The sequence below is a fragment of the Neglectibacter timonensis genome (genome assembly GCF_900048895.1).
Lineage (GTDB): Bacteria > Bacillota > Clostridia > Oscillospirales > Acutalibacteraceae > Acutalibacter > Acutalibacter timonensis.
On the sequence record NZ_LT160638.1, the window covers coordinates 283,501 to 307,496 of the forward strand.

Here is a 23,996-nt window from a genome sequence, read left to right on the forward strand (position 1 = left end):
AAAGCGAGCCGCAGTTTTCTGCGGCTCGCTTCAGGCTGTCAAAGAAGTTGGTTTTCCATGAAAGAAGAACCAACTTTGCGCATAAAATCGGGTGCAAATGACGTTATGAGGCGCTGTAAAGTACGACTCCTATGCCCACAATGTTGGCTTTTTGAGGTTCATGGCAGCAAACTTGAGCCTGACCCAGTTTCGAACTCGATCAAGCCCTCTAAGTAGCGTGTAGCGCATGCCGTGCTTCTCCTTTGCATCCGCGAACACCCGCTCAATCGTTTGGCTTCGCAAGGTGTAACTTGCCTTGCCCTCCTCGCTGTGCCGGAAGTCCTCCGCACGCTCCACGTGTGATTCCCAGATGAGCTTCTGCACAACTTTCTGATGGTTTCGGCTGTGGGTACATTGCTGAAGATGCGGACAATTTGCGCAGATCGTAGGGTTGCTCTTGAACTCCCTGTAGCTATCGCGGCTGGTCGTGCTGTACGAAAGCACCTGGTTGTTTGGGCAGAGCACACAGTCATAATACGCATCGTAGATATACTCATAGCTGCGAAAGAATCCCGCTTTTTATATGCAGTCGACAGGTTTCGCCCATCGTCTTGCAGATCCAGGGTGTCTTGTAGCCTGCGTCTACTGCGACTGTCTCTACATCCGGGAATGCCTCTACCGTACGCTCACAGACGGTATCGAATACCTTGCTGTCGTGTACGTTTCCCGGTGTCACCTCGCAGTTCAGTACGAAGTTGTGCTCGTCGCACGATACATACGCCGTATAGGCGAACTCCACCTTGTGATCACTCTTCACGAACAGTCCGCTCTCCGGATCACTCGTCGATTCCTTCGCCATTCGCCCGCTGCCATGCTTCGGTTCGTCATCGTGGTCATCGTCCTTCAGGGGCTTCTTGCCATGTGCCGCACGATCTGCATCAATCTCTGCTCGCAGTTGGTCATCGTACACGCACGCGGTGTGCTGCGCCAGCACCTTCCGGTGTTTCTTCCGGTTCGCACTCGCCTTGATGTGCGTCGCGTCGATGAACACCCGCTTCGCTTCCACGAACTTTCGCTCTACCGCCGCTTCCAGTACCCACGCAAAGATCTCCTCGAACAGCTCGCTCGGAAACCGCGTCGCAAAAGCGTAGCTCACCGTCGCAAAGTGCGGTACCTTTGTATCCAAGTCGTAGTGCAAGAACCACCGATACGCGATGTTCATATTGATCTCCATAACCGTCTGGCGCAGTGACCGAATCCCGTACAGATGCTGCAACAAAGCCATCTTCACCAGCACCATTGGATCTGCTGCTGGGCGACCGCTATCTTCGCTATATAGGTGCTCCACCACCCCGTACACTCGATCGAAGTCCGATCTTTCGCAGCAGGTGCTCTGACGGCACTAGCCCTTCTATGTCCACTACTTTTACTTGATTCCGCTTATCTTCTGCACGCTCTAGCATCTTTCATCACCTGTGCTTATTATACCAAAAAAGCCGCCTCAAGGCGACTTTTTAACAGCCTGAGTTATCCGCAACGCGGTAACTGTCAAAGTGGGTCACGCGCTTCAAAGAAGCCGGTGACAAACTACCCGATGCGCTACTCCATCTCATAAGTTTGCATTGCTCCAGAGAGCATTTGAAAGAAGCCAAACCGTTTGTAAAAGTCTTGTAGTTTCTCCTCATACATTACTGAAATCCAAAGAATTTTCTTTTCCTTTAGTATTGAAATAATCCTATTCATCAATTCTGTACCAACCCCTTGCCCTTGATATGCTGGGTCAACTACCAAATCTTGAATGTAGGCATCAGTAACTCCGTTTGAAACGGTATCGACATATCCAATAAGTTTTTTGTCATAATAGCAAGCGATATGATAATACGAAACCATTAGCGGATTGTTATAGCAGCTCTCCATGCCATTCCAACCAACGCTTCGACGAAGGGCGACAATCGCTTTAGAAGATGTAGGCTCGTTTTCTATATATGTAACCATGTGCGTAGCCTCCGAATTTATTGTTCTTTCCAGCAGTATATCACGAAAGCATTAAGTTGTCCAAAAATATCCAAGCTCTTCTGCGGTCAGACGTCGCCGCCGAGGGGCTTTTATATAGAGTTTTTTCCTACAGGAACATTAACGACAGGGCACGATTTATTACGCGCTCGCAGGCTGTCAAAAAAGTTGCTGCGAGGCGGCTTTTTTTGACAGCCTGAAGCGAGCCGCAGTTTTCTGCGGCTCGCTTTTTGGCCTCTCCGAATGAAATGAAGTTGCCGGCCTCGGACATTCAGATAAAATAAAAGGTGCAGCTCTGCTCTCCACGGTTGAGGAAGACCTCACAGGTTTTGGTATCCCGCAGTACCGCTGCATCCGATACCTGGGAAAGGGGACGCTCCAGCAGGATGCGCTCTCCGTTTGTCACCTTCAGCACACCGTCCTGCCGGAGAAGATGCTCGTCTTCTCCGCGCAGCAGGCTCTGAGTTTCCTCTGCGGGGTAGTGAAAAACCTTTCCGTCCCGCAGTGTCAGTTCGGTAGGGACGCTCAGCGCTCCGGCATAGGAAGCCCCCTCCGGCACCTTGCGGTCCCAGTTATAGAGCCAGCCGATCATCAGACGGCGGCCTTTCCCGTCCAGGAAGGTCTGGGGGGCGTAGAAGTCGGTACCGCATTCCGGCTGCTGATAGGATTCCGGCGTGAAGTGTACGCCGTCAAATTCACCTACAATAAATTGGGCGGAACGGGTATCCATACGGGAGAACAGCAGCACCCATTTATCCCCCAGCGGAAAGAAGTCAGGACATTCCGGTACGGCCCCGAACTGATCGCTTTCAAAGAGCTTGCCTGCATACTCCCAATGAAGCAGATCGGGAGAGCAGAACAGCAGCACGTAGCCCATGCCGCCCTGCCCTGCGCCGCAGACCATACGATAGCCGTCCCCATAGGGGAAAATCTTTGGGTCTCGGAAATCGCGGTTTTCTGAGTCCAGGGGGCTCTGGGGAATCACCGGGTTTTCCGGGAGCTTCTCAAAATGCAGGCCGTCCCGGCTGACAGCAATGGATTGAGTCTGCCCGTGTTCCTTGGAAACGGAGGTGTACATCAGGTACAGAACCCCATCCTTTTCTAGGGCGGATCCGGAAAAACAGCCGCCGCCGTTTTCATAGGGCATGTCTGGGTACAAGGCGATGGGCAGTTCTTCCCAGCTTACCAAGTCCTCGCTCACGGCATGGCCCCAGTGCATGGGCCCCCATTTGGCCTCGAAGGGATAATGCTGGAAGAAAGCATGATATTTCCCTCCAAAAAAGCAGAGCCCGTTCGGGTCATTGATCCATCCTTTTTTCGGTTCGAAATGGTGCATAAGCCTTGGAAGATCGCTCATTTTGTACACTGCCTTTCTATCTGAGATTTTTACCGCAATTCCTGCCTTTCATCATACCTCAGGCGAAGAAAAAACACAATGTCTGTTTCCCAGCTCCAGAAGAAATCCGCCCACCGCTTGGGCCTCTTCTCTGTCGTGAGTGACAAGCAATACGGTTTTCCCCCGGGTCTTTTCCTGGAAATAAGAAATCACCTGGCTTTTTGTTTTCTCATCCAGGCCTTTAAAAGGTTCGTCGGCAAAGAGAATATCATATTCAGCGGCCAAAGCGCGAAGGATGGAAACGCGGCGCCGCATGCCGCCGGACAGAGTTCTGACAGGCTGATGCAGGCTGTCGGAAAGGCCCAGGGCGCGGAGCATCTCCTCCGCCTCCTTCCTGGTGACTGCGGGGTTCACCAGACGAAGGTTCGGCACGGGACCCATTCCCTCCACCAGGCGGTTTTCCTGAAACACCATGCTTCTCTTTTTTCCTGCCATTCCGGAAACGGAGCCGCTGTCCGGCTGCTCCAGGCCCAACAGCAGGTTCAGCAGTGTGGTCTTTCCGCAGCCTGAAGGGCCCATGATGCAGGTGGTTTCCCCCTCCGGAAAGGAACAGGAAAAGTCCCGGAAGATCTGCTTTTCTCCAAAGCTCTTGTCCAGATGTCTGATTTCGATCATGAGGAGGCTCCTTTTCATGAGAAGGGTTCCAGGGAAAACGTCAGGGCACTGTCAGCCCTGTTCCAGCCTGTGGCTGACGGTATCCAGCAGGCAAAGAAATAGTTTTTCGAAGCCCATGCTGATGAGAATGATAACCAGCGTCCAGGCCAGGAGTTCAGGTGTTTCCAGATAGATTTTGGCCTGGTACAGGCGTTCCCCGATGGAACCCTGGGGCAGGCCGATCACCTCTGCCGCAACGCCTGCTTTCCAGCACAGCCCTAAGGATACCGCACAGGCTGAGCGAAAGAAGGGAAGCACCTGGGGAATATGGAAATACCGCAGACGCCGCCGGAACGGCACTTCAAATACATCCGCCATTTCCAGAAGCTTCTGATCCATGTTCCCAATGCCCGCCAGGGTGTTGGAGTAGATGATGGGCGTGACCATTAGCAAGGAGATAAAAATAGAGAGATGCCGGGAAGGCAGCCAGATAAGCACCAGAATGATGAACGAAGCCACAGGGGTGGCCTTGATAACGCCCATCAGAGGCTGGATGAGCACCTGGGCCCAGAAGAAACGGGAGGCAAGCCCCGCCAGAAGAATCCCGCAGAGGCAGGCCAGGAGAAAACCCAGGGTGATGCGGGAAAAGGAGAACAGGACAGCCCTCCAAAAGGAGGGTTCCGGCAGGAGGGAAATGAGTCTGGCCGCCACCGAAACCGGGGAAGCCAGCAAGATTTCCTGATGGATAAACATGGCGGCAAGCTGCCAAACGGCAATCCAGAATACAGCCGCGCCCAGGCGGAGAAACCGCCTCCTCCCGGGCGTCAGTTCAGGCGGCACACGACGTTGTTTCATCTATCCGGCATAGTAGAAATCGTCCGCGGGGAGCTTGCCGCCCACGGCTTGGGGATTCTGTTCAAACAGGACGGAGAGGTAAGAAGAAAGCTTATCCTTCATGTCGCTGCCGGACAAAAAGGTGATATTGCATTGTGGAAGCGCTTTTTTGGCCACCTCTGCGGTAACGATGTCGTAGTTTCCCACCAGTTCGGCTGCAGCGTCGTTCTGTTCCGTCACATAGGTGACGGAACTGCTGTACTCCTCCAGGAATTTTTTCACAGCCTCGGGATTCTGCTGTACAAAATCCGTCCGGGCTACCGCCACGCCGGTGATCAGCGTAGTGGGTGAGCCGTTATCCTGAGCCAGCTTTTCCCATTCTTTCGTCATGTCCAGGGCGATGCGGATATTCTCATTTTTGGTCAATGCGGTGGTGGCGAAGGGCTGGGGCAGCATGGCTACCGCGTTTTCCGTACTGGCCAGCGCCGCCACACATTCCGAATGCTCGGAACGCCATTCTATAGACACGTCCTTTTCTGGGTCAATACCGTTCTGAGAAAGCATATAGTTGAGCGCATATTCCGGCGTGGATCCCTTGCCGCTGGCAAAGATGGTCCTGCCGCGCAGATCTTCCACCGTATTGACGCTGTCCCCGCTCTCCACAATGTACAGCACTCCCAGGGTGTTCACCGCCAAAACCTGAATCTTTCCCTCAGTTTTGTTATAGAGAACGCTGGCAAGGTTTGCGGGCACGGCAGCCAGATCCAATTCCCCCTGAACCAGCTTCGGGGTGATCTCGTCGGGAGAGGCGTAGATGGAAAAATCGTATTGGGGGGCCTCGGAGTGGTCGTTGTCATCCATGAGCTTGACCAGGCCCATGGCGGTGGGCCCCTTCAGGGCGGCCACCCGGATTTTCTCCCCTGACGCCGCGGATTCGGGAGAGGGCTGAGAGGAGTCTTCCGCCGGAACGCCCGGTGTAGAAGACACCGCCGAAGACACAGAGGAACTCTCTGTGCCGGAGGAAGCCTGGGAACTGGGAGAAGAGTTGTTGTCAGAACTGCTGCAGCCCGTCATGGCTGCTGCCAGAACAAGGGCCAGAAACAGGGAGGTTATCTTTTTTTTCATCATGTTCAGATCGTCATCCTTTCTGTATAAGGCTGAAAACAGGATTTCAGCGCGTTGTAATTTCTGTTTCGCCGCCCACCCTGCAAATTGTCCCGGACGGCGCATACTGTCGTGAGTCAGCCCGAAAGGAACGAGGATTGCGCTTGTATCCGGGCCCGGGCAGTCGACTGCTGCCCGGGCAAATTATATGCTTTTTTCCGGGAGAAATCAAGGGCGGGCAGACATGCGGAGATGTCCTGCAACAGTTTTCCTCCGCGTTGCAAAAATATGGGAGAGTGTGTATAATAGAGGAAAACTTTTGTAAAGTAACAGAAATGGGGTCTCTTCGAAAACCGGGGAGAAAATTTCCTGAGGGGGTGGCGCTTTGCCGAAAACCAGTATTGTGGTTCCCGTTTATAATGTGGAACAGTATGTGGAAAAATGCGCAAACTCGATTTTAGCCCAGACGGACCCTGATTTTGAGCTGCTTCTGGTAGACGACGGTTCTACGGACGCCAGCGGGACTATCTGCGACCGGATTGCCGGAAAGGACGCCAGGGTCAGGGTGATTCATCAGCCCAACGCCGGACTGGGCGGAGCGAGAAACACAGGAATCGAGGCGGCAAACGGGGAATGGCTGCTCTTTGTGGACAGCGATGACTGGTTGGAGCCGGAAATTCTGCAAAAGGCCCGCGAAACGGGGGAGAGGACTGGGGCGGAGCTGGTGATGTTTGCCTTCCGCTCCGTGGACGAGCTGGGAAAGCAGATTCAGGTCTTCCGGGAAGAACTGCCCAAGGATATGCCGCTGACGGTCACGGAGCATCGGGAAATTTACCTTACGGCGCCCTGTGCGTGGAACAAGCTGTACCGAGCAGCTCTGTTCCGGGAGTCGGCAGTGCGCTATCCGCCCCGGGTATGGTATGAGGATATCCGCACTACCTTAAAGCTGTTTTTGGCAGCGAAAACAGCTGTGTTTCTCGATGATATCGGTTATAACTACCTGCTGCGGGAGGGCTCCATCACCAAAAACCTCAACGCGGACCGGAACGTGGAAATCCTGGAGGCCTTTGACGATATCCTTTCCTATTTCAAGGCGCAGGGAATGTTCCAGGAGTACCGGGAGGAACTGTGTTATCTGACGCTGTATCACGCTTACCTCACCGCCTCGGTGCGGGTGCTGCGCATTGACAGGAAACATCCGCTGCTCCCCCGGTTTGCGGAATATCTGGAGCACGAGTTCCCTGACTGGAGAAAGAACCGGTATTTGGACAGGCTGGGAAGGAACAGAAAGCTACTGCTCTTTTTGCTGCAAAGGAAGTGGTATTTCCTCATCGCCCTGCTGTTCCAGCTCAAGGGGTAATTTAGGCGCGGTCCGAAAGGGAGAATCAGATGAATTTGATAAAGAAGTGGAAAGAGCGGGAAAAAGGCAGCTTTATCGAAAATGCGGTGATGCTGTATATCCTGCAGTTTTCCAATATGTTTTTAGGCCTGGTCACCGTGCCCTACCAAACCCGTATTATGGGCGCTGAAATTTTCGGCAAGCTCAATGTGGCTGCCGCCATCATGATGTATTTTCAGCTTTTGATGGACTTTGGGTTCATCCTCTCGGCGGTGGCCAAAATTTCCCGCCACAGGGATGACCCACAGGTGCTCTCTAAGGTGCTGACCTGCGTCACCTGGGCGAAGGCGCTGTTCTTTGCGGTGTCGCTGCTGGTGGTGGAACTGTGCATTTCTCCCGGGCTGGAGGACAACAGCATGCGGCTGATGTACTTTTTCTATCTGCTGGCCACGGGCACCAATTCCTTCCTGCCCGACTACATGTATAAGGGCCTGGAACGCATGTCCATCATAACGGTGCGTACGGTGCTGATCAAGCTGTTCTTCACTGCCATGATCTTTTTGTTTCTGCGTACCAAGGAACAGTATTTTCTGGTGCCCTTGTTCACAGCCATCGGGAACACCGGCGCGATTGTGGCGGTGTACTGGCATCTCATCAAGAAGATGGGGGTGCATTTCTGCCGGGTGACAGTGAGAGAGGTCTTCCTGGAGATCAAGGAGTCCTTCTGGTTTTTTGTCTCCAAAATCGCCTCCACCGTATATACCTCCACCAACACGATCATTCTGGGAGGCATGGATGCCTCCGGGGCGCTGGCCGGGACCTATTCCGCCGCTTCGGACAAGATCATTACGCCGGTGCGGAATATGATGAATCCCATTTCGGACAGCCTTTATCCCCATATGATCAAGCACAGGAATTTCAAGCTGATCAAGAGGACTTTGCTGATCTTTATGCCGCTGATCGCCCTGGGCTGCGGCGTGCTTTTTGTGTTCGCCGAGCCGATCTGCATCGGGTTCTTCGGAGATGATTTTGGGGCCAGCATCCTGCCTTTGCGGGCCCTGCTGCCGGTGGTGCTTTTCACCCTGCCCAACTATGTTTTGGGCTTCCCCACTCTGGGGGCCATGGGTCTTGCCAAGTATGCCAACCTATCCACAGTGTTCGGCACGGTGATCCACCTGATCAACCTGGGAATAGCCTTTTTCACCGGGCATCTCGATGTGCTGACGCTGTGCCTGCTCACGTCCCTGACGGAATTCCTGATTTTGCTGTTCCGGGTCGTGGTGATCTTCCTGAACCGGAACCGGCTTCGTCCTGAAGAGGCGGGAAAGATAGAGGAGAAGATTTTGGATGAATGAGGTACTGCACAAAATCAAGAGAAACGTGCTGTGGGAGCTTTTTTCCCTTTTGCCGAAGCAGCCCGGGAAAGCGGTGTGCCAAAGCTTTTACGGCAGAGGCTGGTCCGACAGCCCCGCGGCTGTGGGGGAAGAACTGCTGAAGCGCGGTTATACGGTCTGCTGGGTCGTAAAGGGAGAGCAGGAAGCGAATTCCCTGCCCGAGGGAGTAAAGCCGCTGCTGCTGGACAGCGCCGCGGCAATCTACCACCAGTGTACCGCCGGGGTATGGGTGGACAGCTGCCGCAAATGGGCTTATACAAAAAAGCGCGGCAGACAGCTTTATATTCAAACCTGGCACGGTTTCCCGCTGAAACGGATTGAAAAGGATGCGGAGAAGGCCCTGCCGGAGGATTATATCCGGGCGGCCAGGCAGGATTCCCGGATGGCCGACCTGTTTGTCTCAAACTCCCGCTTTTTGACGCAGATTTATCAGAAAGGATTCTGGTATGACGGCGAGGTGCTGGAATGCGGCTTTCCCCGCAACGACATCCTTGCCCAGGAGCATCCGGATCTGGAAAGCAAGGTGAGGAGGGCTCTCTCTCTTCCTGAGGATAAGAAACTCCTGCTTTATGCGCCCACTTTCCGAAAGGATAAGGGTGTTTCCGTTTACGACGTGGATTTTTCCCGCTGTGCCAGGGCGCTGGGGAATAGATTCGGCGGGGAGTGGACGGTGCTGCTGAAGCTGCACCCCAATATTGCAGGGAAAGCGGCGGAGATTCCCTTTGATCCTGAGGTTGTAAAAAATGCCTCGGAATATCCTGATATTCAGGAATTGTACTTGGCCAGCGACGCCCTGCTGACGGATTATTCCTCGGTGATGTTCGATTATATGGCCACCGGAAAGCCCTGCTTCCTCTATGTCAACGATCTGGAGGCCTACCGGGGGGACAGGAATTTTTATTTCGACCTGCAGAAGCTGCCCTATCTCCTGACCGAGGATAACGACGGGCTGGAGCAGGCGATCCATTCCTTCGATGAGGAGGAACAGGCCGCCAGGGAAGAACAGTTTCGGGAAGAGTTTGGCGTGCAGGAAACCGGCCATGCCGCCCAGGCAGTGGCGGATTGGATTGAACAAAGGCAAAAAATTTAGAACGGGGGAAAACCTTCATGAAGCGAGTGATCACCTACGGTACCTTTGACCTGCTCCATTATGGGCACATCAATCTGCTGCGCAGGGCTAAGCAGTATGGAGACTATCTGATTGTGGCCCTCTCCACCGATGAGTTTAACTGGGAAGAAAAGCGGAAGAAATGCTATTTTGACTATGAAAAGCGCAAGCAGCTGCTGGAAGCAATCCGGTATGTGGATCTGGTGATCCCGGAGGAAAGCTGGGAGCAAAAGCGCACCGACGTCCGGGAGTACCATGTGGACACCTTTGTGATGGGGAACGATTGGGAAGGGAAATTCGATTTTCTCAAGGAGTTCTGCGAGGTGGTCTATCTGCCCCGTACTCCGGAAATTTCTACCAGCCAGATCAAGAAGGATCTCAATGATAGATGAGAAACCGGGCGGCGCTGCCCCAGCAATCGAAGGAAAAGCCGCAGATTTACTCTGCGGCTTTTCCTTTACACACAGGAGGGATAAAATTTCATGTATTATGATATACTTCAGGCTTTAGAAAAGCCGCCGCTCTATACGAAGACGAAAGGAGAGTTTTGGAACGACTCCTATATTTCTCAACAGATGCTCAAGGCTCACCTGGATCCCGAATTTGAAGGGGCAAGCCGAAAGCTGGAATTTATTGAAAGCTCGGCCTCCTGGATTAAAGAGCTCGTCCCACCGGCAGAGTTTTCTTCGTTGCTTGACGTTGGATGCGGCCCGGGGCTGTATACGGAAAGATTTTCCCGGCAGGGCTATCGAGTGACGGGCATTGATTTCTCTAGAAGGTCCATAGAGTATGCGAGACGCTCCGCGGCAGGGCAAGGGCTGGACATTGCTTATTTCTGCCAGGATTATCTGGAGATGTCATTCCGGGAACCCTTCGATTTTGCAACCATGATCTATTGCGATTATGGCGCCTTATCGGATGTTGACAGAAAGGGATTGATGAACAGGATCTACCGGCAGCTGAAGCCAGGCGGAAAATTCCTGTTCGATGTGTTTTCCGTTGTAACCTATGATTCGTTTCAGGAAGCGCAGACCTGGGAAGTTTGTCCCCAAGGAGGATTTTGGCGGGAAGAGGGCTATGTTGCCCTGTGCGGACAGTACCGGTATCCGAATCTTGTGACGTTGAAGCAGACTACAGTCCTCTCTGACAGGGGTATGATGACCTACCAGCTATGGGACACCTGCTTTACCAGGGAGTCTCTGCGGAAAGAGGCGGAAGAAAGCGGGTTTAAGGTCTGCGGTATCTTTGGGGATATCGCGGGCATGCCTTACCGTGAAGACAGCCCTACTCTTGCCGTATTATTGGAAAAATAATTGGCAGGGATGCAGTTCTGTGACAGACTGTAGAAACGGAGAAAGCCGGAGATCAATGCTGGCTGGAAAAAGCGTCTGTCCGTAGGTTTCGTCAAATAGCTCTGGCACTTGCAGAAAAAATACGGACACACCATTTTGAAAAGTCTGGTGTGTCCGTATTTTCTGTCCGATAGCTTTGACATACTATTTCAGGAGTTCTTCCTACGGATCCGTTCCTCCGTTTTGTACGTTGCAAACGAACTTAGGCATCCCCGGCGGGAAGCGTCTCGATGAGGTCGGCGGCAGCGTCCAGGTAGGCGCCGTCAAACAGTTCGATGGCTCCCCGGTCGCACAGAGTGGCGAGCTGCGGGTCTACGGGCAGCCTGCCCAGCACCTTCAGGGCATATTTGGCGGCCACCTCGTCAATATGGCTTTCGCCGAACAGGGGAATCTGTTTCCCACAGTCCGGACACTGCACATAGCTCATGTTTTCAACCAAGCCCAACACTGGGACATCCATCATCTTTGCCATTTCCACCGCCTTGGAGACGATCATGGAGACCAGTTCCTGGGGAGAAGTGACAATGAGAATGCCGGAAAGCGGCAGGGACTGGAACACAGTCAGCGGAGCGTCGCCTGTTCCGGGAGGCATGTCTACAAACATGTAGTCCACCTCGCCCCAGACCACATCGGTCCAGAACTGCTTGATGGCTCCGGCAATCACCGGGCCGCGCCAAACCACGGGGGAGGTTTCCTCCTCCAGCAGCAGGTTGACGCTCATCACCTTGATTCCGGTTTTGGTAAGCACGGGGTAGAGGCCATTTTCATCAGACACGGCGCGTTCTTTCAAGCCAAAACATTTGGGAATGGAAGGGCCGGTGATATCGGCGTCGAGAATGGCGGTTTCCGCATCTCGACGGCGCATGGTAGCGGCCAGCATGGAAGTGACCAGGGATTTTCCCACGCCGCCCTTGCCGCTGACAACGCCGATCACTTTTTTTACATGGCTCAGAGCGTTCTGGGGTTCCAGAAAGCTTTGAGGCTGGTTCCTGGAGGGGCAGTTTTCGCCACAGGAGGAACAATCGTGTGTGCAGGTTTCACTCACGGATTTTTTACACTTCTTTCTTTCATGAGAATTGAGAATGAGGATTCCGGCCGGAGTATAGGCATTCCAACCGCGTTTTATGCGGGCGGGGCCCACGGAAAAACAGGAGGCAGATGCGAGACACGCCCGCCGTCTCTAATATCCTAGCTCGAACCGGCTCAATTGTCAAGCCGTCCGTCCCGCATGGTATACACGACGTCTGCCTTTCCTGCGATCTCCTCGTCGTGGGTGATGATGATGACGCACTTTCCTTCCTCATGGGCCAGCGCCAGGAGAATTTCCACTATGTTCTGCCCGTTTTCCGAATCCAGATTACCGGTGGGCTCATCTGCAAGAATTACCTTGGCCTGGGAAGCCAGTGCCCGGGCGATGGCCACTCTCTGTTGCTCACCGCCGCTCATACGGGCCGGCAGCTGTTTTTCAATGCTCTCTGGCAGGCCTACACGCCGGAGCAGTTCTTTTGCTGTTTGAGCCGCCTCCTTTCCCTTTTTGTGATTGAGTTCCATAGGGTACATCACATTTTCCAGAGCATTGAGCAGGGGGAAAAGATGGAATGCCTGGTAGATTACAGAAACCTCCTGCCGGCGGTACTGATCCCGGTTCAGTTCCTTCAGGGAACTGCCCTCATAAAAGATATCTCCGCTGACCGGCAGATCCAGGCCGGCCAGCAGGGAAAGCAGGGTGGTCTTTCCGCTGCCGGACTTGCCCACAATGGCATAAAATTTTCCCATTTCAAAGGAGCAGGAGACATCATTTAACACGTTTACCACACGGTAGCGGCTTTGGTAGGCATATTTTACATCGGATACAGCGAGCACACTCATTTGTTTTCCTTCCTTTCCGTCAGTCCAGAGTGGTGAGTACCTGGATCACATTGGTGCGGTTTAAAAGCAGAATGGCCGCGGCGGCTCCCAGCAGGTAGGCGGCAAGATAACCCAGAAGAGGGAGCGCCAGCATCCCTGGGGAGATGCCGGAGAGCAGAGCGGCAGCCCCGAAGCCCAGAACCGCGCCGGAAAGGCAGACCACTGTACTTTCCCAGAAAAACTGCAGGAACACACCTGTCCGGCTCTCCCCCAGGGAACGGCAGACCGCGATTTCATCCCGGCGGCTCTGCGCCAACAGATAGGAGACCAAAAAAGCGATGACGGCGACGGCCGCAAAGAACAGGGGATACAGGCTTTGCAGCAGGCGGATGTTCCTCTCTAGGGGTTCGGCCCGGAGAATAAATTTCCGGTCATTGATCACCGCGGCGCTGCCCTGCGTGGAAAACAGATAAGCCTGAGGCAGCACAGAGGTGATATTGGCCTCTTTCATGGCCTCCTTGATCCGGTTGAGCTGTGTGGGATCCTTGACCTTCAGCCAAGCGGAGGAGGGCCAAATATGCAGGTTGAACTGGGAAAGGGCTGCCTTCAGAGTATCATAGGAACAGACGGCGACTGCATTGGCAAAGCCGGATCCGGACTCGCGGAAGGTGCCGGCGATTTTGAACTCGGCTTCACCCGCAGGATACACCTCGCCGCCTTCTTTCAGGGTGTTGAGCCGGACGTGATAAGAGTCTCCCGGCTGCAGGCCGCGGCTGTTCAGGAAGTCCTCCTGCAGCAGGCAGACAGCCTCACTGCCGCCGAACAGGGAGCTGTCATAGCCGGAGAAGTAGCTGATGTTGTCCTCCCCTGCCTCTGTCAGCGGGGTGTCTGCGGTATAGGCAGCCAGGATATGGCCGTTGAAATGCGGGCTCCTGACATCCTCTTCCTGATCCTCAGAATCGGTAAACAGGGCGCGCGCTGTATAGAGCCCGCGTTCCGCCAGGCCTGTGGCCTCGATTTTTTCCAGACGGTCGTCGTCGATCAAAAGCCCGGTTTTCTGCTGCCCATTGGAACTGGTGATCTGAATACGGATATCCGCGCCGTCTGAGAGTCTGTTCCACTCCGCACGGTTTTGCTCCAGATTTCCGGCGAACAGACAGAGGAATAGGGAAAGGGAGACAGAAACAGCCAGTGCTGTCAGCGTTTTGCCCCGGTGGCGCAGAACACTGCGCCATGCTTTTTTCAAAGCAGTCATGTCCTGTCACCTCCCTTCGAAAGCAAAGCAAGCGGTTCCTTCCGAAAATTACGTGCTGCAAAGAAACCCGTCAGCAGCAGCGCACAGGCTACAATGCCCACTGCAGCAGCCAGGGTATTGCCGGGCTGGGCCTCCGTCTTCAGCGTCACCTGCTCCTGGTTTTCGCTGGCGTACAGGTCGCTGTATTCCCGGCTGTAGGCGCTCTGGGAGGCAGTGTCGTAAACCTGCTCGGAAAGTCTGCCGGAAACCGCATGGCCCAGCAAGGCCCCTCCGGCGGAGCCCGGTATGGCTACCAGCATCACGGCCAGCAGCAGAGAGGCCGCCGCCCGCCGTTTGCCGGAACCCAGGGAAATCTGCACGGCGGTCTCCCGCTCCCTGCGGGCCACCTGCAGGAAGACGAAAAAGACGAGCACGCAGAGAACGCCTGCCAGACCGGAAAAGAACAGAATGCGGGCCACCAGCATTACCGCTTCCACGCCGCGGGCAACCTCCGCATAGCCCATATCGTCCACTTCGACCTGAAGGTTGTCGTACCCCAGCTTATCGAACTCCAGCAGGAACGAATCAGCAGAACCGTTTTCCAGAAGGAAGGAGACGTTTTGCGGTACAAAGGGTCCTCCGGCCACAATATTGGAAACGCCTCCCTCGATGGATTTTTCGGGGATGATCACCTGCAGGTAGCCGAACATCGCCGTATCGTCCGTGTCCGAGGGGACCTGCTGGCGGTAAACACCCACAATCTCGTAGGTTTCGGTAGCGAAGGGTTCCATCTCTTCCTTGGGGAACAGGGGCGCGTTCAGGGACTGCTTCGGGTCATAGCTGGCATCGACGGGCGGCAGGCTGTATACAGCGCCGTAAAAGGAGAGGGTAAGCTGGTCGCCCACGCTCATGTAATTGTTGTAGCCGCTGGGGCTGGTGTCGGAATCCGACGGGTCGGAGGCCAGGTATTCCGGAACCATGCATACCTTGGCGCCGGAAGCGTACTCTTCCGCTGTGATGGTTCTGCCGTATTTCATGGTGATCCATTTTTTGAAAAAGGGATCCAGCAGCATGTTGTCATTGGTGGGAACGGTGGGAAAGGCGTTGCGGGAAAACAGGGCGCTGTTCCGGGCATAGGCGAGGAGAAGCTTTCCCTCCTCCGTGGTGAGAAAGTGATCCGAATAGGGGTAGTAGAGCTCCTCCAGCCCGGAATACTCGGTAGAGGCCGGGGTGGTGGCGGTGGAGTAGCTGTAGTGTCTGAGGGTGGCCATGGGGGTTGCCCGGGCATCAAGATAGGCATAGGCCACGTACTCCTCTGAGGCCTTGAAGTCATAGGAGTAAGGGTCTGAAGATTGGGGGATGAGCACCTGGCAGCCCGGCAGGGAGACTTCCGCAAAGGAACCGTCCTCCTGTAGGACGGAGAGGGAAGAAAGCGTCGCCTGGTCGCAGCCGGAGGCAGTGCGTTCCCCCGGCTGTCCGGTGGTCTCGCCGGAGAGGTTGTTGAAATCCTCCTGCACCCGGAACTTGATCACCGCATACTGAAGGGTGTTGGGATAAGTGAGAATCTCATTCCCGTTTTTCTCCCGGATGCCCTTGGTATAGAGCACGGGGCGGTTTTCGGGAGGAACCAGATAGGGCAGGGAGGAAAGCTCTTCCAGCTTCATTTCTTTGGTATAAATAGGCTGTTCAAAGGTAAAGCTCCCTAAGGCGTTGGTATAACTTACCAGCTCCGTGGTGTCTGCCAGCTGGCGCACTGTCCCCCGGGTAGTATAAGCCTGGGACATCTGCGAGAGAGTCTCCCCGGTATTGGCCCACAGATTGAACCCGGAGACCAGCAGCGCTGCGGAGAGGACCAGCAGCAGAAAAAACAGCAGCAGCTTCCCCGGGGTGCGGAAAAGCTGCTTTACGGTGTATTTCCAAGTCATAAGAATCAGCTCCCTTTATTTCGTTAATTGAATAAAGTGCTTTTCCCCATGATACTGCAATCTCTTTAAAAAGTCAATGTGCAGCTTCCTGCGGATCCGGCAGCGCGGTGGTTTCCTCTGCCAGCTTCAGCTCAAACCAGAAAGTGCTGCCCTTTCCCAGTTCGCTTTCCACTCCATAGCTTCCGCCGTGGAGGTCCAGAATGTTTTTCACGATGGAGAGGCCCAGCCCCGTGCCTACTTGGGCACGCTTATGTTCCTTATCCACCTTATAATACCGCTCCCAAATGTCTTTCAGCTTGTCTGCGGGAATTCCCTCGCCTGTGTCGGTGACGGAAATGCGCACCTTCTCGTTTTCCACGGTCTGGCAGAGGGAAACGGTCTTGTCCGCACCAGCATAGGTGACGGCGTTGTTCACCAGGTTATAAACCACCTGGGAAATGCGCAGCTCGTCGGCGCAAACCCAAACCGCCTCTCCGGCCTGGAAGGGAAAGTGGTAACCGGCCAGCTTGTCATAGCGGGTGAGAATGGCTCGGATGCTTTCCGTAAGGTTGAAACGGGTACGGTCCAGGGGTACAACGCCGGCCTCTAGACGGGAAAGATCCAGCAGGTCATTGACCAGGTTTGTCAGCCGCTCCGTCTCATCGATGATGATCTGCACATTTTCCGGCGTATTCTCGCCGGGAAGGTCGCGCATCACCTCGCTGTAGCCCTTTATCATGGTCAGGGGAGTACGCAAGTCGTGGGAGACATTGGCCAGCAGCTCTCTGCGCAGTCCCTCTACCTTGGAAAGCTCCTCCGCGGCATAGTTGAGGGTATCGGCCAGTTCTGCCACCTCCCTGCAGCCGCTGCCCTCAAAACGGATCTCATATTGTCCCTTTGCCAAAGATTTTGCGGATTCATTGACAGCGGCAATGGGCCGGGCGATGCGTCTTGACAGGAAGAAGGCCAGCACGCCGCCCAGCAGCACCATGACCACGGTAAGGCAGCTCAATTGGACCCGCAGGGTTTCCAGAGTGGAATCTACCGGGGTGAGCTCGCTCTCCAGCAGGATCAGCCGGTTCAGGCCCGATTTTGTACGCACGGTGCGGGCGTACAGGATTCCCTCCTCTGTACCGCCGAACCAGGTTTCCACTTGGGAACGGTACGTTTCCATCTTTGTGCCCCCCTGCAGGTTGACGCCGTCGAAGATGTTTCTCAGGTCATAGGGGGTGAGTCCCTCCAGGCGCACGTATTTTTCGGAGGCTTTTTTTGCCACATAGAGCCTGCCCAGTTCATCGGAGACCACAATGGCGGTGTTAGTGGCGTTGACCAGCCTGGAGGCCGTCTCCTCCAGTGTTTCGCTTTCCAGGTTATTTTCCAGGGTTTGAGCCACGCCCTTAACCTCGTTGATTTTGATAAGCCGGTAAAACGGCCCCAGCAGAGCGATCTGGAACACCCAGAGCAGCGCCAGGATGATGAGGATGAACCCGCCGAAGCTCAGGACTACCTGCCGGCGGATCCCAGGACTCTTTTTTTCTTTTTTGCCCGCCGTTATTTTCATGGCGTTTCGAACCGGTATCCCACGCCGCGCAGGGTGACTATGAACTTGCTGTAGGGACCAAGGCTGCGGCGCAGCAGCTTAATGTGGGTATCCAGGGTGCGGTCGTCCCCGTAGAAATCATAGCCCCACACATTGGTGATGAGCATTTCCCTGGTCAGGGCAATATTCTTATTCTGCACCATATAGAGGAGAAGCTCGTATTCCTTGGGGGACAGCTCAGCGCGTTCCCCGTCCACTGTGACGATACGTGCGTCAAAGTCGATGGAAAGCCCCTCGAAATTGGCAAGATTGCGTTTGGGAACGGCATTCTGCGGATGCACCCGGTTCATGATAGCAGTTACGCGCATCATCAGTTCCTTGGGAGAGAAAGGCTTGACCACATAGTCGTCCACTCCCAGCTCAAAACCGTGAATTTTGTCGTACTCCTCCCCACGGGCCGAAAGCATCAGCACTGGAGAAGCACATGTCTTGCGGATCTCCGCCACAGCTGAAAAGCCGTCCAGCTCCGGCATCATCACGTCCATGATGATGATATCGAACAGGCTGGGGGTTCTCCGGCAGATTTCCACAGCCTGCATGCCGTTTTCCGCCTCAGTAACCTGATGGCCTTCAAATTCCGCATATTTGCGGATAAGAGTGCGTATTTTTTCCTCGTCGTCCACAACAAGGATGTGATACATCAAAATTCCCCCTCTTCTTTTTGCAGATTCTGCTTCTGGGACGGAAAACCCTGTGACCCGGCATCCCCCTTGCCGCTTCCGAATGCTCCAGACCCTGGATACGAAAGCTTCCATGTCTGCTCAAAATAGCACAGCTTTGTGAAAACTGTGTGACGCGCAGCTAAAATTCCAGGATGGGCCGGCAACAGCCTTCCAGCTTGCTCTGCGGGCTTTCTTATCTATGTTATTATCCTACAATAGGCCGGGAAAATCAATTGCGGACAGAGGAAGAAAAAGACGAAAAAAGAGAGAGTAAGGAAGGCTTTCCGGCACAACCCCTATTTTTACGGGAGTATTTTTTGTGGTTTTCCTGATTTCGGGAAAATTCCGAGAAAGAACTTGACTTTTTAGTGGAAAGAAGTTATTGTATTATTATAAGATAATAATATAAATGTCTGTATCATAGCAAAAAAATTGGAGTTTTTACACAAGGAGGAATTAATATGTTGCCTGTCATCACGATAGCCCGTCAATACGGAAGCGGAGGCCATGAGGTAGGGGAAAAACTTGCCGGGAAACTGGGCGTTCCTTTCTATGACAAGGCCCTCATCGCCATGGCGGCGAAAAAAAGCGGACTTTCTGAAGAAGTGTTTGCGGATGCAGATGAAAAGGCAACCAGCAGCCTGCTTTATTCGATGGTTATGGGCAGCTATGCCTTTGGGTCGCGCATTCCCGGCATCAATGAAATGCCGATCAACGATAAGCTGTTCATCATCCAGTCGGATATCATCAAAAAGGCGGCGGCGGAAGGCCCCTGCGTCATCATAGGGCGGTGTGCAGACTATATCCTGCGGGATTTTGAAAACTGCCTCAACGTCTTTGTCCATGCAGACAAGGCGGCCCGGGTGAAACGGATTGTGGGGAAAAATCTGTGCGAGGCCAAGAAAGCGCCGGATTTTGTGACCAAAAAGGATAAACAGCGCGCCAACTATTATAATTTCTATTCCAACAACCGCTGGGACGACCTGATGAATTACGACCTGACGCTGGACACCTCAAAATTCAGTGTGGAGCAGGCGGTAGACCTGATCCTGGATGCGGCGAAAAAATTGGACAGATAAATTATCACAAAATAAGGTTTTAGGAAAATAACAAATGGGGCTGCGGCAGACGGAGAGACGTTCCGGATGCGGCTGCCCCTTTTTGTGCCGGGAAAAGGGGTGGGAGAAGGCGCTTCGGCGGAACTCCGCAGCGCCACATGGCGTTCAGGTTCTGCAGCGGACTTTCCAAGTATCAGTTGTTTCCCATGCCGTGTTGTGCTACAATGAGAAATAAAATTTTCACGGGGTAACTGGTTCATGAAATGTTTGGAAAAGCTTTCGGAAAAGCAGGCGAAACGGATCACTGTCGTGCTGCTGATTCTGGGGATTGCGCTGCTGGCATGTACGGCCATCCTGACCATAGGCTCCGGGAAAGGGTATGAGGTCACCACCTATTCCATGGGTTCCTATGTCCGGCAAACGGTTTATGGAAAGGAACGGGAGGAGGCGGCAAGACAGGCTGCCAATGCGGTGGCCGGGTTGGAGGATTTGATCTCCTGGCGTGTGGAGGACAGTGATATTCAGAAGCTCAACGCCCAGGCCGGAAAGGAGTTTATTCCCATTGAGAGCCAGACCTGGCAGCTTCTCAAGCTTTCCCTGTCTGTCTGCGAGGCTAGCAGCGGGGCGTTTGACATCACCATAGCCCCCCTGAGCCAGCTGTGGGATTTTGATGACAATCCCCACTTGCCTAAGCCGTCTCTGATCAAGGCCATGCTCCCTCAAGTGGACTACAGTACGCTTTCTCTTTTGGAGGACGGCACGGCGGCGCTGCGGAACAGCGGGACGGCTGTAGACCTTGGCGCGGTAGGTAAGGGCGCTGCCTGCGACGCTGCGGTGGAGATCTACAGGCAAAACGGTGTAGACCGGGCTATCATAGCCGTAGGTGGCAGCGTGGGTCTATTTGGAGAAAAGCCCTTCGGAGAGCCCTGGAAAATCACGGTCCGCAATCCGGAAAATACCGGCGGGATGGGGGAATTGCGGCTTCAGGAAGGGTTTGTCTCCACTTCGGGAAGCTATGAAAAGACCTTTACCGATGAGGAAACGGGGAAGGTTTATCATCATCTGTTGGATCCCAAAACCGGGTATCCTGCAGAGAGTGGGCTGGTTTCCGTCACGGTTTGGGGAAAGAGCGGAGCGCTGAGCGACGCTCTTTCTACTGCCTGCTTTGTGCTGGGACTGGAGGACAGTCTGCCTTTGCTGAAAGAATTCGGCGCCGGGGCCGTGTTCCTCACAGAAGAACATCAGGTCTATGTGACGGAGAACCTGGCGGAAGCTTTCTCAGTGTCCTCTTCAGAGTATACCTTCGCGGGGGTGGTATAATTGGAAGAGCTGACCCGCAGGCGCTTGATCTCCCGACGGGATAGCCTGCTTCTGGCGGCGCTTTTGTGTGTGGCGGCGGGGATGCTGCTGGTGTTTTCCCTGCTGCCCCGGGCGAGTACAGCAGTGATTGAGTACGACGGAAACATCGTGGCAGAGCAGGAACTCTCTGCACTTGCCGGTCCGAAAGAGGTGACGGTAGAGGGGGATGGAGGGATAGAGGTGACGGTGCGCCTTTCTCCTCAGGGCGCACAGGTGATCCGTTCCGGCTGCCGTGATCAAGTCTGTGTACGCACCGGCCTGATCACCCGGGCGGGAGAGAGCGTTCTATGCCTCCCTGCTAAAGTATCGGTCCGGCTGACAGGCGGCAGCGGGGGAGATGCGCAGACCTATTGAACGTTTTCTGAAGAATTTGCAGGAGGAGGAAAGACCGTGAAGAAAGCATCGGGCCGCGTGGCTTTTACAGGGCTGCTGGCGGCTCTGGCGCTCAGCTTCTCTTTTTTGGAGGGGCTTATTCCGCCCATTCCAGTACTGCCTCCCGGAGCCAAGCTGGGGCTTTCCAATATTGTGGTGCTGTATGCTGCGGGCAGCTTGGGGCTGCCTGCGGCGCTGTTCCTGGCCTGCCTGAAGGGGGGCTTTGCGCTGCTGACCCGCGGCGTCACAGCGGGCCTCCTGAGTATTTCAGGAGGTGTTTTGAGCGCTCTTGTCATGTGGCTGCTGCTGCAGAAAACCAGGGCCTCGCTCTCTCTGGTGGGTGTGTGCGGCGCGCTTTCCCACAATGCTGCGCAGCTCTGCGCGGCCTGGTTGCTCACTTCGGCTGCTGTGGTATTCTATCTGCCTTTTTTAGTTTTGTTCGGCGTGTTAACCGGTCTGCTCACCGGACTGGTGCTGAAGCTTACCCTGCCGCCGCTGCAAAGAATTGAGCGGTACCTTTTGCAATAGCGGATTTTCTCTTCGTCCAGATTTAGCAAACTGGCGTCTTTGAACTGCACCCATCTGTTGGATAGTGTGATATGTTATCTAACAGATGGGGTGCAGTTCACTTGCTTTTTCCCAGTGTATTCTTTATACTAAATGTAGGAAAAGCCGCTGGGGAAAGGCACGCCCTGTAGGGGAAACGGAGGAAATGGCCCATGCGAAGATCCACTCTGCTCTTGGTAGAGGATTCGAAGGAAGTTCTGGAGGACAACCGGAAGGCTTTGGTGGCCGCCGGATATGAGGTGCTGGCGGCGTCCACGCTGGCCGGGGCCAGGGAACGGCTGGCGCGGCGGCAGCCGGACCTGATTCTCTTGGACGTGCTGCTGCCGGACGGGAACGGCGTGGAGCTTTGCAGGGAGCTGCGGGATTCCACCGCCGCGCCCATTTTGTTCCTCACCAGCCTGGGGGAGAGCGAACAGATTGTGGAGGGCCTGCGGGCCGGCGGAGATGATTACGTCACCAAGCCCTACCGCATGGAGGAGCTGCTGGCCCGGGTGGAAGCCCAGCTGCGCCGGACGGAGCGAATCCGGGGCGAAGCGGCGGAGGGCGTGGGCGGGCTCACCCTGGACGCCCGCGCCCAGCGGGCCTTTCTGGAGGGTAAGGACCTGCTGCTCAAGCCCAAGGAATTCCAGCTGCTCTGCGTGCTGCTTCGCGGCCGGGACCGCTTCCGCACCGCGGAGGAGCTTTATCAGGAGGTGTGGGGGTTGGATGCCAACGCGGACGCCCGCACGGTGCTGGTGCACATTTCCAACCTGCGCGCCAAGCTGCGGGGCGGCAGGGAAGAGGGAAACATTCAAATCCAGCGGGAGGGAAGCCGGGGCTACCGCCTGACGCTGGAAGCCGAAAAGGAATGGGAGTAAGCCTATGAAAAGCGTGCGGCTGTTTTTGCTGGTGTGCCTCTGTGTCATCGGGGCGGCCTGCGCCGCGCCGCACGGCTGGGCGCTGGAGAGCGGAGCGTCCGAATTGGAGGAAAGGCCCGGGTGCGCGACGGCCCGGGAGCTGCTGGAAGCCCTGAACCGCGACGAGGGCGGTACGGTGACGGTGGCCGGGGATATCCGCTGGGATTTGGAAACCCCGGTGGAGGTGACCCGCCCGGTCACGGTGGAGCTGGGGGATTTCGGTATTTTTGTGCCGGAGGAAATCACCTTTCGGGTGGCGGGTCCGGTCCTTTTCACGGGCAGCGGGACAAGCCGCCCGCTGCTGGAGGCCGAGGGCGGTTTCTCCTTTGAGGGCGGCGTTGCGGCGGAGGCCGTGGGGGAACATTGCACGGCGGTGCGGGCCTACTCTCTGAATTGGGAATTCCCGGAAATCAGCGCCCGGGGAACAGGCGCCACGGCGGTGGATTTGCTGGGGGACGGCCCCATGGAACTGCTCGGCGGCTGGTTCCGGGCGGAGGGAAGCGGCTCCGTGGCGGTGCGCTCCGAGAGACCGGTGCGGCTGATTTTCTGCCGGGCCGAGGCGGAGGGCGCGGCGGTGCTCTCCACCGGAGAGGTGATTTTGGACGGCAGCCGGGTAAGCCCGGAGCTGCCCGGGGCGAGGACCATTCAGCGCACGGCGGTTCCCGCCCACCGCATTCGGGAAAACGGGCTGTGCGCCGCCATGGGCACGGACCGGGCAGGAGTGGAGGAGCTTTGGGAGGATTCCCTGGGCGGCAGGGCGCAGTTTTACGCCTATGACACGGCGGAGCGGGAGCCCGCGCAGCTCTTCAGCGTGCCCATGGCCCCCGTGAGTTTCCCGGAGACGCTTTCGGGGGATTATGAGGCAGCCTGCGCGCCGCTGGCTCCGGAGTGGTTTCCGCTGGAGCTCGCCCCGTTTTTGGTGACCATTCACGCGGTGGGGGAAAACCAGCCGTTCCTGATGGACGCGCAGGACGCGGGAGCGGGCGCGTACGTCCGGTTTTTCCGGGAGATTACCGGGGCGGACCGGCTGACGCTTTGGGTGTCGGAAGACGGCGGAAAAAGCTGGCGCGGCGCGGAGGAATATTCCGGCAGCGCGGTGCTTTCCACCGGGGCCCAGGTGGAGGGGCTGGAATGGAACCGCACCTATCTGTTCCAGCTGGCGGTGGAGGGCGGCCCCATGGCGGGACGCTCCAACGTGCTGGAATTTCCACTGTACGACGATTACCACGTCAACGGCGGGGGCAGCCGGGACGACGACGACCGGGGCGATTTGGGGGAACTGCCCGCCGGGGACTTCCTGGTGCCGCCCCCGGAAAGCTCCCCAGGGGAAAGCGTTTCCTCCCCAGGGCCGGAGACTTGGGAAAATTTGCCTCCGCCCAGCGC

At 55.5% G+C, this 23,996-nt stretch carries 24 protein-coding genes; 11 read left to right on the plus strand and 13 right to left on the minus strand.

Translation table 11 applies throughout. The features are described 5' to 3' along the window. Positions 1 to 129: 129 nt before the first annotated feature. From BN3911_RS17825 to BN3911_RS05060, 7 genes are all read right to left on the minus strand, one after another. Positions 130 to 504 (minus strand): transposase, encoded by a 375-nt coding sequence (locus BN3911_RS17825; protein WP_187127685.1) that lies wholly within the window; start codon positions 502 to 504, stop codon positions 130 to 132. A gap of 28 nt (positions 505 to 532) precedes the next feature. After that, a complete protein-coding gene (locus BN3911_RS05035) occupies positions 533 to 1,339 on the minus strand; it encodes a transposase (RefSeq protein ID WP_341440499.1) in 807 nt (268 codons plus the stop codon). Between the two features lie 239 nt (positions 1,340 to 1,578). Next, entirely contained in the window at positions 1,579 to 1,974 is a 396-nt protein-coding gene (locus BN3911_RS05040; protein WP_207644500.1) for a GNAT family N-acetyltransferase, read from the minus strand. 289 nt (positions 1,975 to 2,263) lie between these two features. Continuing rightward, positions 2,264 to 3,349: a glycoside hydrolase family 32 protein gene (locus BN3911_RS05045; protein ID WP_066862198.1), complete on the minus strand. Its 1,086-nt coding sequence runs from the start codon at positions 3,347 to 3,349 to the stop codon at positions 2,264 to 2,266. Positions 3,350 to 3,400: 51 nt separating this feature from the next. Next, the gene (locus BN3911_RS05050) at positions 3,401 to 4,003 is read right to left on the minus strand and encodes an ATP-binding cassette domain-containing protein (protein ID WP_242871076.1); all 603 of its coding nucleotides are present in this window, start codon (positions 4,001 to 4,003) and stop codon (positions 3,401 to 3,403) included. A 51-nt stretch (positions 4,004 to 4,054) separates the two neighbouring features. Further along, a complete protein-coding gene (locus BN3911_RS05055) occupies positions 4,055 to 4,822 on the minus strand; it encodes an ABC transporter permease (protein WP_242871077.1) in 768 nt (255 codons plus the stop codon). Positions 4,823 to 4,837: 15 nt separating this feature from the next. Beyond that, a complete protein-coding gene (locus BN3911_RS05060) occupies positions 4,838 to 5,944 on the minus strand; it encodes an ABC transporter substrate-binding protein (protein WP_372496200.1) in 1,107 nt (368 codons plus the stop codon). Between the two features lie 361 nt (positions 5,945 to 6,305). Here BN3911_RS05060 and BN3911_RS05065 point away from each other — a divergent pair, with 361 nt between their 5' ends. The 5 genes from BN3911_RS05065 to BN3911_RS05085 all read left to right on the plus strand — a co-directional run bounded on the left by BN3911_RS05065 (position 6,306) and on the right by BN3911_RS05085 (position 11,074). After that, on the plus strand, positions 6,306 to 7,280 hold the full coding sequence (locus BN3911_RS05065) for a glycosyltransferase family 2 protein (RefSeq protein WP_066862206.1): 975 nt from the start codon (positions 6,306 to 6,308) through the stop codon (positions 7,278 to 7,280). 29 nt (positions 7,281 to 7,309) lie between these two features. Then, positions 7,310 to 8,614 (plus strand): oligosaccharide flippase family protein, encoded by a 1,305-nt coding sequence (locus BN3911_RS05070; RefSeq protein ID WP_066862208.1) that lies wholly within the window; start codon positions 7,310 to 7,312, stop codon positions 8,612 to 8,614. Then, positions 8,607 to 9,743, plus strand: a complete 1,137-nt coding sequence (locus BN3911_RS05075; protein ID WP_066862210.1) for a CDP-glycerol glycerophosphotransferase family protein — start codon at positions 8,607 to 8,609, stop codon at positions 9,741 to 9,743. Before BN3911_RS05070 ends, BN3911_RS05075 begins: the two co-directional genes overlap by 8 nt. Before the next feature lie 17 nt (positions 9,744 to 9,760). Next, positions 9,761 to 10,153, plus strand: a complete 393-nt coding sequence (gene tagD, locus BN3911_RS05080) for a glycerol-3-phosphate cytidylyltransferase (protein ID WP_066862214.1) — start codon at positions 9,761 to 9,763, stop codon at positions 10,151 to 10,153. 90 nt (positions 10,154 to 10,243) lie between these two features. Further along, positions 10,244 to 11,074 carry a class I SAM-dependent methyltransferase gene (locus BN3911_RS05085; protein ID WP_066862217.1) on the plus strand — a complete coding sequence of 277 codons (831 nt, stop codon included), beginning with the start codon at positions 10,244 to 10,246 and terminating at the stop codon, positions 11,072 to 11,074. Between the two features lie 241 nt (positions 11,075 to 11,315). Here BN3911_RS05085 and BN3911_RS05090 read toward each other — a convergent pair whose 3' ends face one another. From BN3911_RS05090 to BN3911_RS05115, 6 genes are all read right to left on the minus strand, one after another. Continuing rightward, positions 11,316 to 12,158 (minus strand): Mrp/NBP35 family ATP-binding protein, encoded by an 843-nt coding sequence (locus tag BN3911_RS05090; protein ID WP_066862346.1) that lies wholly within the window; start codon positions 12,156 to 12,158, stop codon positions 11,316 to 11,318. 158 nt (positions 12,159 to 12,316) lie between these two features. Then, the gene (locus tag BN3911_RS05095) at positions 12,317 to 12,982 is read right to left on the minus strand and encodes an ABC transporter ATP-binding protein (RefSeq protein WP_066862219.1); all 666 of its coding nucleotides are present in this window, start codon (positions 12,980 to 12,982) and stop codon (positions 12,317 to 12,319) included. Between the two features lie 19 nt (positions 12,983 to 13,001). Further along, positions 13,002 to 14,216 carry an ABC transporter permease gene (locus tag BN3911_RS05100; RefSeq protein WP_066862221.1) on the minus strand — a complete coding sequence of 405 codons (1,215 nt, stop codon included), beginning with the start codon at positions 14,214 to 14,216 and terminating at the stop codon, positions 13,002 to 13,004. After that, the gene (locus tag BN3911_RS05105) at positions 14,213 to 16,120 is read right to left on the minus strand and encodes an ABC transporter permease (RefSeq protein WP_066862223.1); all 1,908 of its coding nucleotides are present in this window, start codon (positions 16,118 to 16,120) and stop codon (positions 14,213 to 14,215) included. Before BN3911_RS05105 ends, BN3911_RS05100 begins: the two co-directional genes overlap by 4 nt. A 73-nt stretch (positions 16,121 to 16,193) precedes the next feature. Then, complete coding sequence (locus BN3911_RS05110; RefSeq protein WP_066862226.1) at positions 16,194 to 17,660, minus strand: sensor histidine kinase; 1,467 nt, start codon at positions 17,658 to 17,660, stop codon at positions 16,194 to 16,196. Then, entirely contained in the window at positions 17,657 to 18,340 is a 684-nt protein-coding gene (locus tag BN3911_RS05115) for a response regulator transcription factor (protein WP_066862229.1), read from the minus strand. Before BN3911_RS05115 ends, BN3911_RS05110 begins: the two co-directional genes overlap by 4 nt. 482 nt (positions 18,341 to 18,822) lie before the next feature. On the opposite strand from BN3911_RS05115, the gene BN3911_RS05130 reads away from it, so the two are divergent. From BN3911_RS05130 to BN3911_RS05155, 6 genes are all read left to right on the plus strand, one after another. After that, positions 18,823 to 19,440, plus strand: coding sequence for a cytidylate kinase-like family protein (locus BN3911_RS05130; RefSeq protein ID WP_082942110.1), 618 nt, complete (start codon positions 18,823 to 18,825; stop codon positions 19,438 to 19,440). Positions 19,441 to 19,677: 237 nt separating this feature from the next. Further along, positions 19,678 to 20,739, plus strand: a complete 1,062-nt coding sequence (locus BN3911_RS05135) for an FAD:protein FMN transferase (protein ID WP_066862241.1) — start codon at positions 19,678 to 19,680, stop codon at positions 20,737 to 20,739. Next, positions 20,740 to 21,132 (plus strand): NusG domain II-containing protein, encoded by a 393-nt coding sequence (locus tag BN3911_RS05140; RefSeq protein WP_147578525.1) that lies wholly within the window; start codon positions 20,740 to 20,742, stop codon positions 21,130 to 21,132. A 36-nt stretch (positions 21,133 to 21,168) separates the two neighbouring features. Continuing rightward, positions 21,169 to 21,678, plus strand: coding sequence for a Gx transporter family protein (locus tag BN3911_RS05145; protein ID WP_066862247.1), 510 nt, complete (start codon positions 21,169 to 21,171; stop codon positions 21,676 to 21,678). Between the two features lie 191 nt (positions 21,679 to 21,869). Continuing rightward, on the plus strand, positions 21,870 to 22,574 hold the full coding sequence (locus tag BN3911_RS05150) for a response regulator transcription factor (RefSeq protein ID WP_066862250.1): 705 nt from the start codon (positions 21,870 to 21,872) through the stop codon (positions 22,572 to 22,574). 4 nt (positions 22,575 to 22,578) lie between these two features. Next, the coding region (locus BN3911_RS05155; protein ID WP_147578526.1) for a hypothetical protein at positions 22,579 to 23,996 on the plus strand (1,418 nt) is incomplete at its 3' end.